The following is a 504-nucleotide window of genomic DNA, read 5'->3' as shown; positions in this document are numbered from 1 at the left end:
ATGGCCTCAGCCGCGCTGACTTGTGTAATCTTAAGCGTGCTGACATACCCATCATTATTCACCGTTCATCAGCAGCTGAAGCAGAATGAATGACAGACAAAAGCCGCTTTCCGAGGGAAAAGCGGCTTTTGTACTTGTTATTCCTTTTCTTCATAATACTTGGCCAGCTCAACAATCATCGCACCCATCCGCTCAATCTCTGGCGCAAGCAGTCTCGTAATGCCCTCTTCCCGCAGTGCTTCAGCAGTCACTTTTCCGACAGCAGCTGCGATGGCGCGTTCTTCGAATACCTTCTTCACTTCATTGATATAACCTCGCCCCTTAGCAAAATCAAACAGGGAACGAACCTGAATGGCCGTTGTAAAACAAACGGCATCGACCTCACCGTTCATCAGCTCTCGGCATAACCGCTCCACCGTTTCCTCCTCCGGCGGGATGTGCTGATAAGGCAGAATCGGCAGGACAGACGCGCCTTTTTCTTCAAGAAATGCCATGAGAGCCGGC

At 50.6% G+C, this 504-nt stretch carries 1 protein-coding gene and 1 pseudogene; one reads left to right on the top strand and one right to left on the bottom strand.

Going from position 1 to position 504, the window contains the following annotated elements:
* Window positions 1-93, top strand: a pseudogene (locus ACWHAR_RS32580) (hypothetical protein); the annotation flags it as partial.
* Between the two features lie 44 nt (window positions 94-137).
* On the opposite strand, the gene ACWHAR_RS32575 reads toward ACWHAR_RS32580, so the two are convergent.
* Window positions 138-504: uroporphyrinogen-III synthase (locus ACWHAR_RS32575; RefSeq protein WP_452089112.1), on the bottom strand; the 367-nt coding region annotated here is incomplete at its 5' end.

This window comes from Bacillus sp. LR--39 (assembly GCF_053613335.1).
The sequence above is the reverse complement of the archived record's forward strand: the minus strand, read 5'-3'. Positions and strand labels throughout refer to the sequence as shown.